13 protein-coding genes and 1 pseudogene are annotated in these 14,504 nt (G+C 67.2%); 2 read left to right on the forward strand and 12 right to left on the reverse strand.

What is annotated here, in order from left to right; all coding sequences use genetic code 11:
* The 6 genes from K2Z83_RS09840 to K2Z83_RS09865 all read right to left on the reverse strand — a co-directional run.
* Window positions 1-353 (reverse strand): glycosyltransferase family 4 protein (locus K2Z83_RS09840; protein ID WP_220595007.1); only part of this gene is annotated, 353 nt, incomplete at its 3' end.
* A 97-nt stretch (window positions 354-450) separates the two neighbouring features.
* A complete protein-coding gene (locus tag K2Z83_RS09845) occupies window positions 451-2,190 on the reverse strand; it encodes a polysaccharide biosynthesis C-terminal domain-containing protein (protein ID WP_220595008.1) in 1,740 nt (579 codons plus the stop codon).
* 208 nt (window positions 2,191-2,398) lie between these two features.
* Window positions 2,399-3,499 (reverse strand): AAA family ATPase, encoded by a 1,101-nt coding sequence (locus K2Z83_RS09850; protein ID WP_220595009.1) that lies wholly within the window; start codon window positions 3,497-3,499, stop codon window positions 2,399-2,401.
* A gap of 67 nt (window positions 3,500-3,566) precedes the next feature.
* Window positions 3,567-4,406, reverse strand: a complete 840-nt coding sequence (locus tag K2Z83_RS09855; protein WP_220595010.1) for a class I SAM-dependent methyltransferase — start codon at window positions 4,404-4,406, stop codon at window positions 3,567-3,569.
* A gap of 32 nt (window positions 4,407-4,438) precedes the next feature.
* Entirely contained in the window at window positions 4,439-6,832 is a 2,394-nt protein-coding gene (locus tag K2Z83_RS09860) for a hypothetical protein (RefSeq protein WP_220595011.1), read from the reverse strand.
* Between the two features lie 105 nt (window positions 6,833-6,937).
* On the reverse strand, window positions 6,938-7,123 hold the full coding sequence (locus K2Z83_RS09865) for a hypothetical protein (protein ID WP_220595012.1): 186 nt from the start codon (window positions 7,121-7,123) through the stop codon (window positions 6,938-6,940).
* Between the two features lie 114 nt (window positions 7,124-7,237).
* Between K2Z83_RS09865 and lpdA the strand changes: the two genes are divergently transcribed.
* Complete coding sequence (gene lpdA, locus K2Z83_RS09870) at window positions 7,238-8,650, forward strand: dihydrolipoyl dehydrogenase (RefSeq protein ID WP_220595013.1); 1,413 nt, start codon at window positions 7,238-7,240, stop codon at window positions 8,648-8,650.
* A gap of 65 nt (window positions 8,651-8,715) precedes the next feature.
* Window positions 8,716-9,438 (forward strand): ThuA domain-containing protein, encoded by a 723-nt coding sequence (locus K2Z83_RS09875; RefSeq protein WP_220595014.1) that lies wholly within the window; start codon window positions 8,716-8,718, stop codon window positions 9,436-9,438.
* Window positions 9,439-9,490: 52 nt separating this feature from the next.
* On the opposite strand, the gene K2Z83_RS09880 is transcribed toward K2Z83_RS09875, so the two are convergent.
* From K2Z83_RS09880 to K2Z83_RS09905, 6 genes and pseudogenes are all read right to left on the reverse strand, one after another.
* Complete coding sequence (locus tag K2Z83_RS09880) at window positions 9,491-10,900, reverse strand: pyridoxal-dependent decarboxylase (protein ID WP_220595015.1); 1,410 nt, start codon at window positions 10,898-10,900, stop codon at window positions 9,491-9,493.
* Window positions 10,901-11,009: 109 nt separating this feature from the next.
* Window positions 11,010-11,381, reverse strand: a complete 372-nt coding sequence (locus K2Z83_RS09885) for a cupin domain-containing protein (protein ID WP_220595016.1) — start codon at window positions 11,379-11,381, stop codon at window positions 11,010-11,012.
* Window positions 11,382-11,533: 152 nt separating this feature from the next.
* Window positions 11,534-12,889: an alpha-amylase family glycosyl hydrolase gene (locus K2Z83_RS09890; RefSeq protein WP_220595017.1), complete on the reverse strand. Its 1,356-nt coding sequence runs from the start codon at window positions 12,887-12,889 to the stop codon at window positions 11,534-11,536.
* Window positions 12,890-12,994: 105 nt separating this feature from the next.
* On the reverse strand, window positions 12,995-13,567 hold the full coding sequence (locus tag K2Z83_RS09895) for a TetR/AcrR family transcriptional regulator (protein WP_220595018.1): 573 nt from the start codon (window positions 13,565-13,567) through the stop codon (window positions 12,995-12,997).
* Window positions 13,568-13,592: 25 nt separating this feature from the next.
* Entirely contained in the window at window positions 13,593-14,135 is a 543-nt protein-coding gene (locus tag K2Z83_RS09900) for a GNAT family N-acetyltransferase (RefSeq protein WP_220595019.1), read from the reverse strand.
* An 85-nt stretch (window positions 14,136-14,220) separates the two neighbouring features.
* Window positions 14,221-14,504: pseudogene (locus tag K2Z83_RS09905) on the reverse strand (glycosyl transferase); the annotation flags it as partial.

Consider the following 14,504-nt stretch of genomic DNA (forward strand, 5'->3'; position numbering starts at 1 on the left):
AGCTTGCGGGCGAGCAGGGCCGGGCCGAGGTCGTAGGGCTTCTGGATGTGGATGACATCGTAGCCGGCCGTGGCCAGGTGCGGCAGGGCCGGCACGGCCATCGTCAGCCGCTCCAGCAGCTTGGCCTCGGCGTAGGCCCGGCGCAGGGGCGGGATGGCCTGCCAGAAGGCGCGCGGCACAAAGGGGAAGGTGATCACGCGCACACCGGGGGCGGCCTCGCGGCGCGGCCCGGCCCCGCCGATCACCGTTACCTCGTAGTCACGGCCGGCCAGCTCGCGGGCCAGGTCCCAGACGAAGCTCTCGACGCCGCCGAACTTGGTCGTCGTGGTCAGGTTGTAGAGCGCGACACGCATATAGTTGTTCGTCTGCGACAGCGTGGAGCCGGTCTCTTTGTGTGTTGGCGCTCACGCCAACACAAAAGATGGTATGGTACCACGCTGCCGCAGGCGCTCAGATTAGCTTGGCAAGCCAGCGCTTCAGCGGCAGCTTGAGCTTGAGCAGCTGGGCCTTATCCTGGGCGTCGAGGCCGCCGAGCAGGCGCAGGGCGACGAAGAATCCGACCGCGCCGACGGCGGCGAGGGCGAACATCAGCCCGGCCTCGCGCAGGCGCTCGGCGATAAGGGCACCGTCGGCCAGGGGCGGCAGCAGACCGCGGGCGGCCAGGATGAGCGCCGACATGGCCAGGGTGGCCGCGAGCACGCGGGCGGTGAAGCGCCAGGGCCAGCGCAGGCCGAGCAGGCGGTAGCCGCTGCCGGTGGCCCAGGCCCCGGCGGCGACCCGCGAGAGCCCGAAGGCCAGGGCCACGCCGAGCAGGCCCATGCGCGGCGGCAGCAGCAGGGCCAGCGCGGCCACCGCCGCCAGGGTTAGCAGCCGCGAAATGATGATCACCCCCAGCTTCTCGTAGACGATCAGGGCGTTGTGGGCGGTGGTCAGCAGCGACTCGATGAACAGGCAGGGCACCAGCACCCAGACGATCGGCGCGGCCACCAGGTACTTCGGGCTGATCACCAGCAGGGCCTGCTGGGCCAGCAGCATCAGCCCGACGCCGCCGGGCACGAAGAGCAGCAGCTGGAGCCGCACCAGGCTCTGGTAGGCCCCGTTGAGCGTGCCGCCCTCGCCCTGGCGCACCCGCGTGAACAGCGGCACCTGCACGCCCACCATCGGCGTGTAGAGGTAGCCCAGGGCCATCTTGGCCAGGGCCGCGCCCGCCGTCAGCACCGCCACGTCGCCGATGTCGCCGGCCAGGTAGATCGCGAAGCCCGCGCTGGCCACAAAGTCGGTGGCGGTCATCAGGAACGACACGCCGGTGTAGGGGATGAAGCCCTTCGGAATTGCAGATTTTAGATTTTGGATTGCAGATTGGCGGACGGCCGATTCACTGCTGGCAGCCCTCGGGATTGCAGATTGGCCGACGGTGGAATCAGCGCTGGCATCGGCCGCGCGCTCCTGCTCAATCTGCAATCTGAAAGCTACAATCTGCAATCGGAGCACCTGCCATCCGGCCAGGGCCACGGCGATCGTCGGCGCGAGGACGGTGGCCGCCAAGACGCCCAGGATATCCCACTGGTCGGGCAGGATGAGGATGGCGGCCACGCTGAGCAGCTGGGGCAGCAGGCCAGCGGCGAGGGCGATGCTGTTCCATGCCCGCTGCTTGAAGAAGCTGTTCAGGTAGGCCATGAACATGTCGTAGCAGACGCCCAGGAAGAGCAGGGCCAGAATAGCGCCGATCACCAGGGCGCCGTAGCCGTCGAGCAGGCCGAGCAGCTGGAGCTGGTCGACCAGGCCGGTCTTCGGGTCGGCCAGGATCTTGTCGCGCAGGGTGCCCAGGTAGGGCCCGCGCAGCCAGGTTGCCAGGCCGACGGCGATCACCAGCAGCACGGCCATCTGCGCGGCGAAGACGGCCAGCAGCAGGCGCAGCACGGCGCGCGCCCCGCCGGCCTTGTTCAGCTCGGGGATGTACTTGGGCAGGGCGCGCTGGGTGCCCAGGTCGACGGCGGTGCCGAAGCCATTGTTGGCCCCGCTGATCAGGGCCAGCAGCCCGTAGCCGGCCTGGGTCAGCAGGTTTAGCTTGACCAGGGTCGAGAGCACCTCGGCCACCAGGCGCAGCGGCACGAACAGGGTGTTCCAGACCACCGCGCGCGAGACCTGTGTAGATAGGGAAGGCGGCTTTGGCGCTGACTCAGATGGCACAACTCATCCCTTATAGCCCATCAGGCCCGACACCTGATTGCAGTAGCCTACGCAACTCACGCCACTCAGGCAGCCACTCCCAAACCAGTTCAGGCGAGTTTTCGATTCTGCTCAACATGAGCTCACGAAACTTCCCTGGATTACCAAAGTTCAATGTGCTCAATGCTGGGCCGAGTGCACAGAGTAAATCCTTCGCAGAGCAACAGCCCTATAGGCACAGCACGCCTCCCGGCAGCCGGTGGGTCTCCTCAGGGCTGATAATAGCGCTGACCGCATCGGAGTGCGTGGTAAAGATGAACTGGCAGTCTGGGCCAATCCGACGAAGCGACCGAACCAGCAGTTGGGCCGCCGGCGGATGCAGGTTAAGATCAATTTCGTCGATGAGGATCACCGAGTTAGCAATACTAAGCAGAACAAAGTCATAGAGGATCGCAAAGACTGACTGCTCGCCTGCCGACATCTCAGCAATGTCGTATTCGTGAGCACCATCAGAGATCAGAAAATAGAAATCCTCTGGTGTCGGGTTCGCGATGCGCGACATCTGCTCGACACCGGCGAACTGTCGGTCAGGGAAGACGCGCTGGAAGTGCGCCTCAAGCTGCGAGAGATAGGATTGCCGATAGGGTCCCCGCTGCTGCTCAGCTAACTTCCAACCATTGAGATGTCTACGTAATCGGCTGACGCCAACCTCAAAGCTGGCTTTGGCGCCACTACCCTGGGTTGTGTCGGTATCGCCTGGTGCTGGCTGAGTGACTGCCAGGTTACGGTACTGATCAAACCAGAAGACGTCCGGCAGAGCGACGAATAAATCTCGCGCCGCCGGATCAGTCTTTAGCAAATGAGAGACATAGCGACGCCCACGGAACTGGAGCAGATGCGCGTAGGAATCTGAGCGCAGGCTTGTGCCCTCAAGCCAGATCCGCACAACCTCGCTGTCTCCAGGCTCCTGGTAGGCTCGGCTCTGCCAGAAGTCCTGTGGCATCGAGTCGCGCCAGCGGGCACTCGCCTCGCGCGTTGCCTCGATCTCCTCCCGGCTAAAGCGCACCGTCAGATCGATACGGGGCATGCCGCCGCGCATATAGCGCTCAGGAAGAAAGCCGATCCAGTCAAACTCGTTCACACTACGAATGCGCCCAGTTGCCATGCCAAGCGTAATCGCGATAGCCTGGAGAACCGAGGTCTTTCCTGAACCATTGTCGCCAAGAACACAGAAGCGATCACTTATTTCATCAAGTGCCGCATTAGTAAAGCGCAGATCATACCGATCAAAGAGCTTAAATCGTCTAATTGCACACTCCTCGATCTTCATAAAGCGCCCTCTCTACGTGCTTGCTGACTGGCCGAAGTTCATTATACCCCGTCCCATTCTCAGGAGCCTAGAGCTTCTCCAGGTCAAGCTCAAACATGCCCACATACCAGCGGCGCTGGGCGCGGTAGGCCAGGCCCTCCAGGCCGAGGGCGCGCAGGGCGGCGCGCGCGGCCCGCCGGCTGGGCTTCGGGCTGCGCAGCTCGCCCCGGCGCAGCTGCTCCTGGCGCAGGTCCTTCACCTTGAATCCGTGGCGCTCGCAGAGCCGCACGAACTGGCCGTAGTGGAAGTAGTGCATCTCGCTGAGCCGCTGCATGTCGCGGAAGGCGGCCCCGGCCTTGGCCCGGCCGCGGCGGGCGATGATCGCCTCGGCCAGCGGGCGCGGCAGCCAGTTGATGCCCCTGATGTGGTAGTGCGGGTCCACCCAGGCCCGCCGGTTGATCGCGGTGAGCAGGCAGTGGCCGCCCGGCCGCAGCACGCGGGCGATCTCGGCCAGCATCTCTGTTGGCGACTGGACGTGCTCGATCACATCCCAGGCCACCACGGTGTCGAAGCTGGCGTCGGGGAAGGGCAGGGCCTCGCCGGCGGCGTTGAAGATCGGCAGGCTGAGCCCGTGGCGCTCGGCGCGCAGCCGCACGATCGCGCAGTAGGCCGGGTTGTACTCGCTGGCCGCCACCCGCGCGCCGCGCAGGGCGGCGGCCACGGCGAATCCGCCCATGCCCGCGCCCAGGTCGAGCAGGCGCATGCCCGCCAGCGGGCCGGCCGCGCCCGCGATCATCTCCAGGCGCTCGTCCTGGTACAGCTCCTGGTTGATCCGCCGCTCGCGCCAGCGCGCGTAGTCACGCCGCCACGTCATGTGCTGGAGCCAGGGGTCGATCGCCCGCTCCAGGTCGCTTGTGAGATCAGGCATTGCTTGCTCGATAGATGAGGCCGTCGGGCCGGTCACCCGGACACCGGCGAGATGGAGATCCGCATCACCCACTGGCCCAGGGCGGTGGCCAGGGAGAGGGCGAGGATGGCGATGATGACCGCCTGCCCCCAGCGGCCGCGCTGCCAGATGCGGTCGGCGTAGACCGCCCAGCAGACGCACATCACCGGCAGCATGTAGAAGATCTGCTTGTCGACCATTGAGATGCGGTAGCCGGCGAGCATGAACAGCACGGCCACGCTCATCCAGGTGGCGAACACGATCCAGGCCAGGGGCCGGCGGCGCAGGGCGATGAAGCCGGGCACGGTGAAGAGCATCGGGATGCCGATCCCGTAGAACAGGTAGTCGCCCGGCCAGATCCGGTAGTCGAGGTGGGGGATGAAGCCGAGCATATAGGCGCTGAAGGGCGGTCGCTCGACGCCGACGCTCTCGGGCCCCTTGGTGAAGACCGTCTGCATATAGGGCACGGTGCGCTCGATGATCGGCGGGATGTACTGGCCGTAGTAGATGATCAGCGCCAGGGCGATCGCCACGCCCGCCGCCGCCCACAGCGGTCGCAGGCCGGCGCGCAGCTCGGCCCAGCGCCCGCCCCGCACCCCGTTCAGCCAGACCAGCGCGGTCAGGGCGACCAGGAAGACCCCCATGAACACGCCGGTGACGGTATAGATCAGGAAGGTGGCCAGGAGCACCGCCGAGATCGCGACCATCGGCCCGCGCTCGCCGAGCCGGTCCCAGAGCGCGAGGATCAGCGCGTGGCTCAGGAGCGTGAGCCAGAGCCCGAAGGCCGTGGGCACATTGCCCCAGATATGCAGCAGGAAGCCGACCGGCAGGGCCGCGTAGGTGATGGCCGCGATCAGGGCGCCGCGCTGGCTCAGGCCGGCCTTGCGGGCGATCAGGGCGATCAGGATAACCCGGCTGGCGTCGAGCAGCAGGCTGAACATATTCGCCGCCAGCTCCATCGACATCGGCGTGAGGGCGAAGAGCGTGGCGAAGATGTGGTACCAGGGCGAGTAGGGGATCACCGGTCGGTTGGCGCCCCACTCGGCCGTCGGCATGGTCGACTCATTCAGCGGGCTGTTGACCCCGTAGAGCATGGGTAGCTGGCCCTGGAGGATCCAGCGCACCCGATCCATGTGCCAGTGTACATCGATTGCCGTGAAGTAGGGGTAGAGCATGCCGGCGGCCTTCAGCCAGTAGCCGATCAGGAAGACCGCCAGCAGCAGGCTGACGAAGCCAGACCGTGGCTCCGCCGGCACACGGGCCATCCGGAAGAGCCAGACGGTGATCGGGCGGGCGGCCAGGGTAAGCAGGATGCTCCAGGCGGACAGCCACGCCAGCCGGGGCAGCATGAAGCTGCTCGGGAAGCGGTGGGTGCCCAGTGCCCAGCCGCCGATCAGCAGGGCCGCTGCCACGCCGAACGCCGACCAGACCAGCGGCGTGGGGCCGCGCCAGCCGGCCGGCCGCGGCCGTTCGCCCAGCGCGAGCATCAGGCTGGCGTACATGCCCAGCACCACAACCAGCGCCTGGCCGAGCCCGGCCAGCGGCGGCAGCAGCACCCCCGCGCCCGCAGGGGCCACCGTCACCCCAGAGATAAACACCCCAAGCGGCCGTGGGTCGCTGTAGACATTGGCGCGGATGTCGAGCGAGAGGCTGCCGTCGCTCAGGGCGTCGGGCGGGACCAGGATGTGGACCCGCCGGGGGGCGGGGTTGTCGGGCAGGCTGGCGAGGAGTCTCCCGTTCGCGAGGATCCGCGCGTCGACCGGCTGCCCGTTGGGGTGGGACGTCACCATGCCCATATCGACCGTCCACGCGCCGCGGCCGATGCCGGGCAGCACGATGCTGCTCTCGCCGGTGCTCCAGCGGTAGGTGCGGGCCGGGGCGAAGACGATCTCGGCGACGATGTCCTTCGGCGGGAGGGCGCCGCCGACCAGCGGCGAGACGAGGCTGAAGCTCAGGCTCGGGGCCGCGCTAAGCTCGGGCGGGATGCTGGCCAGGAGCGTGTCGGCGGTGCGGCGGGGCATATCGACGCGGACATCGTTCACCGCCACCGCCGCCTCGCGCAGAATATCGGGGGGCTGTCCGGGCGCGGCGCGCAGCGTGGCGATCCAGACACCCCGGCGGTACCCCGGCACGGTGAGCGTCTCCTGCCCGGCGGCCCAGGGGAAGGTCTCGCTCGCCCCATCGGCGTCGATCTCGCGGGCGTTGAAGCCCTGGAGGAAGGCCGAGTCATAGTCGCCGCCCATATCGATCCGCACCACGGGGCGCACCGCGTAGGCCGCCGTGATCACCAGGATTGTCAGCAGGGCGAGCAGCATATAGGGCCGCAGGTCGCCGATGCGCAGCCCGGCCAGGGACGCTCCCTGGCTATGAGACTGCGGCAGCGACTGCTTCGATGCGGAACGTGTCATTCATACCCCTTCACAAGAGAGGATAGGGGAGGGCATGGCCCTCCCCAGATCTTCTCCCACCACAACCCGGCAGATTGTACCAGAAATAGGATCGGGCGCAACCACTCACTCAAGCGCCTCGCGCGCCCGCAGCGGCCAGTCAGGGTCGTGGCGCAGGGTGTGGTCGACAGAGATCAGATCGACGCTGCCATCGCGGATGACGCTGTCGGCCAGATGGTGGTCGCCGTGCAACCCGAAGCCGATCACCGGCACGTCGGAGACGACCCGCTTGACGCCGTTGATCAGGGGCACGGCCCAGCCGGGGAAGCCATTCCCTCCTGCACTGCCCGCACACTGTATCTGCTGGCAACAAATAGCGTCTGATTCGTTCCGGAGCGAACGAATAAATAAAGAAAGGTGACAGTCGTGAGCGATACTGTTTACGATCTGGTGATCATCGGGTCGGGGCCGGGCGGGTACGTGGCCGCCATCCGAGCCGCGCAACTCGGCATGAAGGCGGCGATCGTCGAGTCCGGCCCGCTCGGCGGGGTCTGCCTGAACGTTGGCTGCATCCCCACCAAGTCGCTGCTGCACGCCGCCGATGTGCTCGATGAGATCGGCGAGGCCAAGCGCTTCGGGATCAAGGTCGGCGATGTTGCGTTCGAGCTGGCCGGGGCCATGAAGCATAAAGACAACGTGGTCAAGGCCAGCACCGAGGGCGTGGCCTTCCTGATGAAGAAGAATAAGGTTGAGGTGGTGGCCGGGTGGGGCGTGGTGGCTGGCCGAGGCAGCGTACACGTCAAGCTCACCGCCGGCGGCGAGCGCACCCTCACCGCGAAGAACATCCTCGTCTCCACCGGCGGCCGCCCGCGGCCCCTGCCCGGTGCCCCGTTCGATGGCCAGCGCATCCTCTCATCCACCGACATGCTCACCCTCAAGGAGACGCCCGGCAGCCTGCTCTCGATCGGGGCCGGCGCGATCGGCATCGAGTTCGCCTCGATGTTCCGCGCCTTCGGCTCTGAGGTGACGGTCGTCGAGGCGCTGCCCCGGATCGTGCCCAACGAGGACGAGGAGGTCAGCGCCGAGCTTGAGAAGGCGTTCAAGCGCCGCGGCATCAAGACGATGGCCGGCGTGAAGGTCGAGGGCCTCGACACGGGCGGCGAGAAGGTGGTGGTCTCGCTAGTCGATAGCGCCGGCAAGCCGCAGCAGATCGCCGTAGACAAGGTGCTGGTCTCGATCGGCATCCTGCCCAACACCCAGGGCGTCGGCCTGGAGGATGCCGGCGTCACGCTGAACTCTCGCGGCTTCATCGAGACGGACGGCTTCCTGCGCACCAGCGCCGAGGGCGTCTACGCCGTGGGTGACTGCACGGCCAACACGCCCTGGCTGGCCCACAAGGCCAGCGCCGAGGGCATCCTGGCTGTCGAGCACATGGCCGGCCAGAGCGTCACGCCGATCGACTACGGCAAGATCGCCGGCTGCACCTACTGCAGTCCCGAGATCGCCAGCATCGGCATGAGCGAGGCCAAGGCCAAGGAGAAGGGCTACGAGGTGAAGGTCGGCAAGTTCCCCTTCTCAGCCAACGGCAAGGCCCGCGCGATCGGCCAGAACCGCTTCGGCTTCATCAAGATCGTGGCCGACAAGGAGTACGATGAGGTGCTGGGCATCCACATGATCGGCCCCAACGCCACCGAGATGATCGGCGAGGCCGCGATCGCTCTCAGCCACGAGGCCACCGGGGCCAGCATTATGCACACCATCCACGCCCACCCCACCCTCCACGAGGCGGTCGGCGAGGCCGCCCACGCGCTGGAGCACGGCGCGGCGATCCATATTTAGTGTTGCGTGTTGCGTGTTGCGTGTTGCGTGGAACTCAACACGCAACACTACCTAGGGAAGATCTCATGGCCGAAACAATCCGCGTGACCGTATGGAACGAGTACCGCCACGAGCGCGAGAGCGCGCAGGTCGCGGCGATCTACCCCGAGGGAATCCACGCCATGATCGCGGCGGCCCTGCGCGGGCAGCCCGGCCTGACGGTGGGCACCGCCACCCTGGACGAGCCCGAGCACGGCCTGGGCGAGCAGGCCCTGGCCGAGACCGACGTGCTGATCTGGTGGGGCCACAAGGCCCACGGCGAGGTTCGCGACGAGGTGGTCGAGCGGGTGGCCGCCCGCGTCCACGACGGCATGGGCCTAATTGTGCTGCACTCCGGCCACTTCTCGAAGATCTTCAAGCGGCTGATGGGCACCAGCTGCGACCTGAAGTGGCGCGAGGGCAATGACCACGAGCGGATCTGGGTGATCGAGCCGGGCCACCCGATCGCCGCAGGCCTCGGCGAGACGATCGAGGTCGGCCCCGAGGAGATGTACGGTGAGCGATTTGACATCCCCGTGCCCGAGACGCTGGTCTTTATCAGCTGGTTTAACGGCGGCGAGATCTTCCGCAGCGGCTGCTGCTACACCCGCGGGCGCGGCAAGATCTTCTACTTCCGCCCCGGCCACGAGAGCTACCCGACCTACAAGCACGCCGATGTGCAGCGCGTGATCGCCAACGCCGTGCGCTGGGCTGCCCCGACCGCCGGGCCGCGGCCCACATTTGGCAACGTGCGACCATACGAATGCTGAATGTTGAATGTTGAATGCAGATCATTCAACATTCAACATTCAGCATTCAACATTACCCCGCCTCCTCCCGCATCAGCGCCCACAGCGCCGCCACATCCTCGCGCTCGGTGGGCAGCGCGCCGATGCTCACGCGGGCCATCCAGCGCCCGTCGAGGATCGACGGCGTCAGGAAGGCCGCCCCCGAGCTGTTGATCCGGCCGACCCAGCCCAGGGTGTGCCGGTCCAGCTCCTCGCCCGCGAGCCCCGGCGGCTCGTGGCGCGCGCAGACGGTCTGTAGCGGCGTGGGGGCCAGCCGTACCCAGCCCGGCGTTGCGTCCACCTGATCGGCCAGCCACTGCGCGTTGGCGATGTCGCGGCGCAGCCGGGATTGCAGCCCGGCCACGCCCTCCAGCCGGATCAGGAACCAGAGCTTCAGGGCGCGGGCGCGCCGCCCCAGCGGCAGGCCCCAGTCGCGGTAGTTGGTGGCCTGGCCGTCGGCGCTGGTCTGGAGGTAGCTTGGGTTAGTTGACATAACTCGGACGAGATGCTGCGGGTCGCGCACATAGAGCAGCGAGCAGTCGAAGACCGCGCCGAGCCACTTGTGCGGGTTGAGCACGAGGCTGTCGGCGCCCTCGACGCCATGCCACATCCAGCGGCACTCGGGCAGGATCATGGCCGAGCCGGCCAGGGCCGTGTCGACGTGCAGCCAGAGCCCGTGCTGCTGGCAGACCTCGGCGATCGCGGCGATCGGGTCGATCGCCGTCGTCCCGGTGCTGCCCACGGTGGCGACCACAGCGCATGGCCGCCGGCCGGCCGCTAGGTCGGCGGCGACCGCCTCGGCCAGGCAGTCGGCGCGCATGGCGTAGGCGTCGTCGATCTCGACCAGGCGCAGGTTCTCGCGGCCGAAGCCGGCCAGCAGGGCGGCCTTCTCCACCGAGCTGTGGCTCTGTCCTGAGGCGTAGACCACTAGGGGCGACGGCTCGGCCTGGAGCCCGCCGCGGGACTGGCTGTGCTCGCTGGCCCGCTCGCGGGCGCAGAGCAGGGCCACCAGGGTGCTGGTGCTGGCCGTGTCCTGGATCACGCCGCGCCAGGCCTCGGAGAGGCCGAGCATCTGGCGCATCCAGTCGGCGGTCAGCTCCTCAAGCTCGGTCAGGGCCGGGCTAGAGGCCCAGTTCAGTCCGAGCTGGCCCAGCCCCGAGCTGAGCATGTCGCCCAGCACCGAGGCCAGGTGGGCGTTGGCCGGGAAGTAGCCGAAGAAGCGCGGGTGCTGCCAGTGCGAGAGGCCAGGGGCGATCACGCGCTCCATATCGGCCATCAGCGCCTCGAAGGGCTCGGCTGCGTCCGGCGGCGCGGCGGGCAGCTGGGCGCGCAGCTCGCCGGGCTTCAGCTGCGACCAGACCGGCAGCGCGGGCAGGCGCTCGCGGTAGCCGGCGATATAGTCCACGATCGCGTGGCCGTGCCGGCGGAACTCATCAGGGGTCATAGTGGGTGCTCCTCTGCGGTAGCTTGGCTCCGGTGCCATCATACCGCATCGCACCACAACGAACATCACACCCTGGGGGCCAACCTGCAGGTCGGCCCCCAATGCGAGATCAGAAGGCCTCGGCTGCTTTCTTGCTCGGCAGCGTCGGCATCAGGGGCGCACGTCGCTGGTGACATGTCAGATAGGCCAGGGGGCCCATCGTGCAGCGCAGGGCGCGCACACGGCCACGCGGAATGACGGCCGCCATCCCGGGGCGCAGCACCGTCATCTCATTATCCACAAACAGCTTGCACGTTCCCTGGATGACGACCACCAGCACATCAACCTCGTTATTGACATGTTGGGGGATAGACGCCCCGTCGACGAGACGCAGCACGTTGACGTTCAGCTGCTCGCTCGTGATACTCGCGGCCGGGCCATCATACACAACCCCGCGCAGCGCCTCCGCCACATTGATCAGCATCTCCGCCGGCAGACCCATACATCGCTCCTCTATACAATAGCTTGCACATAGGCACGGCGGCCAACCAAGATACGATTGTATCACGAGGTACGCCCGCCCTATCAAGGCAGATGGGCGTCAGCAGGTTGTCGCCTAGCGATCTCCGGGTGAAGAGTGCGCTACAAAAGGAATCACGGACTCACCAGCACCGTCGCCCAGCACGGCGGCACCTCTAGCGCGATCTGCCCGCCGCGTACGATGACTGTGCGCCCCGGTGCCAGGGCATCGCTCAGCGCGCCGCCGTCCGGCAGATCCACGCGCAGATCCAGGCGACATGGTGTGGCCGCCGCGTTCACCGCGACGATGGCGACCTGGCCGTCGAGGCGCCGGGCGAAGGCCAGCTGCTCGTGGGCCACGTGGAGCTGCGTGTAGTCGCCCCGGCGCAGGGCGGGCGTGGCGTGGCGCAGGGCGGCCAGCTGCGCGATCACCGCCGGCAGGTCGGGGTGCAGCGCGTCCCGCTCGGCCTCGGCTAGAGTCAGGCGCGGGCGCAGCGGCCAGTCGTCGGCACCCTTCACGCCACCAATGCCCCACTCGCTGCCATAGTAGATCGAAGGCACGCCCGGCGCGGTGAGCAGCAGGGCGTAGAGCGGGTAGAGGTGACGCGGATCGCGCAGTAGGCTGGCCACCCGCGCTACATCGTGGTTGTCGGCGAAGCTGTAGAGCGGCAGGCCCCGATAGATCCCGGCCGGGCCGAACTCTCGGTTGAGTGCGTAGGCCAGCTCAAAGTAGTTCGCGTCGTTATGGCTAGAGTAGAGCCCCTTGTAGAGCTCGTAGTTCGTGGCCGAGTCGAGGTGCGCGCCGTCGGTCAGACGGCGATAGTCGCCGTGAACTTGCTCGCCCAGCAGCCAGGCGTCGGGGCGGATGCTTTTGCAGAAGGCGGCCAGATCACGCAGGAAGGCCGGGTCGATCTCCTCGGCCACATCTAGGCGCAGGCCGTCGATGGCGAACTGCTCGAACCACATGCGCACCGCGCCGAAGAGGTGCTCGCGCACGGCGGGGTTGCCCAGGTTCAGCTTGACCAGATCGTAGTTGCTGTTCCATCCCGTGTAGCTGAAGGGGTCGCCGCAGGGGCTGCGCCGGGTGAAGTCCACACCGACGAACCAGTCGCGGTAGGGCGAGCCCTCGCCGTTGGCCAGCAGGTCGCGGAAGGCCCAGAAGTCGCGGCCGACGTGGTTGAAGACACCGTCGAGGATGAGCCGGATGCCAGCGGCGTGCAGGGCCGCCGAGAGATCGACAAGGGTCTGGTTGTTACCCAGCCGTCGGTCGACATGGTAGTAGTCGGCGGTGTCGTAGCCGTGGGCGCTCGACTCGAAGAGCGGGCCGAGGTAGAGCGCGCTCACGCCCAGCTTGTGCATGTGGCTGATCCAGTCGTGCAGCTCGGCCATGCGCGGATTCGGCGGGCCGCTGAGGTCGTTACGCTGCGGCGCGCCGCATAGGCCCAGCGGGTAGATATGGTAGAACACGGCGTCCTGTGACCAGTGGTTCATGGGGGGCTCCTTATACATACCAGTAGGTATACAGTAGGACCAAAGCATTCGGCGGGCACAGAAAGCTTCGCAGCGCCGAGTCATCAGGCGAATGCTTCGGCCCTATTACGAATAGATCCCATACGAGAACTGGCCCATCGCCCGGCGGGCGGCCTCGGCGTCGATCTGGCCGTAGCCATTGAGGGCGATCCCGGCGTAGGTGTTGAGCGTGCCGATGAAGGTGGCCGCGTAGATGCGGTGGCGCCCACGCATATTGCCGTGGTCGGCGGCGGCCCGCTCGAAAAGGCTCTCGACCAAGTGCTGCTGCTCCTCGTTGATGTCCAGCACGACCTGAAAGGCCTTGCCCTCGGGCACAATGAACCAGAGGCCGATCAGCAGGCGATAGAGTAGCGGCTGGCTGGTGGCGAAGGCGAAGTAGGCCAGGGCGACACGCTCCAGGCTGACGGGAAGGTCGCCGGCATAGGCCGTGGCCTCAGCCAGGGCGGCCCGAAATGAGGCGCTGCGCTCCTGGACAAGTGTCGCCAGCAGGCCACTCTTGCTGCCAAAGTAGTGATAGAGCGTCGGCTTGGTGACACCGGCTGCCGCGCAGATCTGCTGCACGCCGACGCCGTCATAGCCGCGCGCGGCGAAGAGTGTGAGGGCGTGATCAAGGATGTGCGCGCGGTTGTCTCGTTCCATGGTTGCTAGTATACCATTCGGTATACTAGCCGTCAAGCTCCCCCCCGCTCCCCTGCGGGTCGATCAGCCCGCCGACGTAGCCGCCCGGCTCCGATCCGGCGATCACCGTCGCGCCGACCGTGCGCTCGTACCATGCCACCGGCCCGGCCCAGCCGATCACTGCATAGTGGTAGCCCTCCTCGCGCATGGCGTGCATTGTCTTGAGCAGCAGCGCCGCGCCCACACCGCCTCCGCGCGCCGCCGGGTGGACGCCGGTCGGGCCGAACATGCCGCGCGCCGTGGTGTCGTAGCAGGCGAAGCCGAGCAGCTCCTGGGGTGTCAGGTCGTAGGGGTGCGCGGGCACATGGGCGGCCGGCCGCAGGGCGAGAAAGCAGCCCACCGGCCGCTGGGACATGGCCGTCTCACACTCCACGGCCCAGACCTCCTGGAAGTGGCGGCGCACCCATGCCGCCAGGGCCGGTGCCTCATTCGGCGTTGCCCGGCGGATGGCGACGCCCCGGCCCGCCAGGTCAATCAGGGCCGGCTCCAGGGGCGGCAGGGCGTACAGTCGCACCAGCAGATCGGGCATATGCTTCTCCTCAATTGCAGATTGTAGATTGCAGATTGTAGATTGCCGGCAATCTGCAATCTACAATCTGCAATCTGCAATCTCCTCACCCCACACACAGATAATCCTCGCCGGCCAGGTACCCCCGCGCCGCCAGGCGGCCCTCAACATCCGCGCGCGCGCCGTGGGCGGTGACATAGACCAGCACGAACGGGCGCGGCCGGCGATCCAGCCACTCAGGCGGGCAGACCGGCGCGCCCCACACGACGTGGCCGATCTTGTTGGGGTCGATATCAACCCAGGCCGCCGGCGGGAAGCCCCGCTCGATCAGGTGCCTGGCGCGCAGCCGGGTGGGCCGCCCGGCCCCCAGTAGGCCAGATCGCGCCCCTG

Origin of the sequence: Oscillochloris sp. ZM17-4, from assembly GCF_019599295.1 — a bacterium.
In the GTDB taxonomy this organism is placed as follows: Bacteria; Chloroflexota; Chloroflexia; order Chloroflexales; family Chloroflexaceae; genus Oscillochloris.

What these genes read in the sequence shown, in the direction of transcription:
- K2Z83_RS09850 (WP_220595009.1), bottom strand. Translation starts at nt 3,499, where the DNA reads ATGAAGATCGAGGAGTGTGCAATTAGACGATTTAAGCTCTTTGATCGG.
- K2Z83_RS09855 (WP_220595010.1), bottom strand. Translation starts at nt 4,406, where the DNA reads ATGCCTGATCTCACAAGCGACCTGGAGCGGGCGATCGACCCCTGGCTC.
- K2Z83_RS09860 (WP_220595011.1), bottom strand. Translation starts at nt 6,832, where the DNA reads ATGACACGTTCCGCATCGAAGCAGTCGCTGCCGCAGTCTCATAGCCAG.
- K2Z83_RS09875 (WP_220595014.1), top strand. Translation starts at nt 8,716, where the DNA reads ATGGCCGAAACAATCCGCGTGACCGTATGGAACGAGTACCGCCACGAG.
- K2Z83_RS09880 (WP_220595015.1), bottom strand. Translation starts at nt 10,900, where the DNA reads ATGACCCCTGATGAGTTCCGCCGGCACGGCCACGCGATCGTGGACTAT.
- K2Z83_RS09885 (WP_220595016.1), bottom strand. Translation starts at nt 11,381, where the DNA reads ATGGGTCTGCCGGCGGAGATGCTGATCAATGTGGCGGAGGCGCTGCGC.
- K2Z83_RS09890 (WP_220595017.1), bottom strand. Translation starts at nt 12,889, where the DNA reads ATGAACCACTGGTCACAGGACGCCGTGTTCTACCATATCTACCCGCTG.
- K2Z83_RS09895 (WP_220595018.1), bottom strand. Translation starts at nt 13,567, where the DNA reads ATGGAACGAGACAACCGCGCGCACATCCTTGATCACGCCCTCACACTC.
- K2Z83_RS09900 (WP_220595019.1), bottom strand. Translation starts at nt 14,135, where the DNA reads ATGCCCGATCTGCTGGTGCGACTGTACGCCCTGCCGCCCCTGGAGCCG.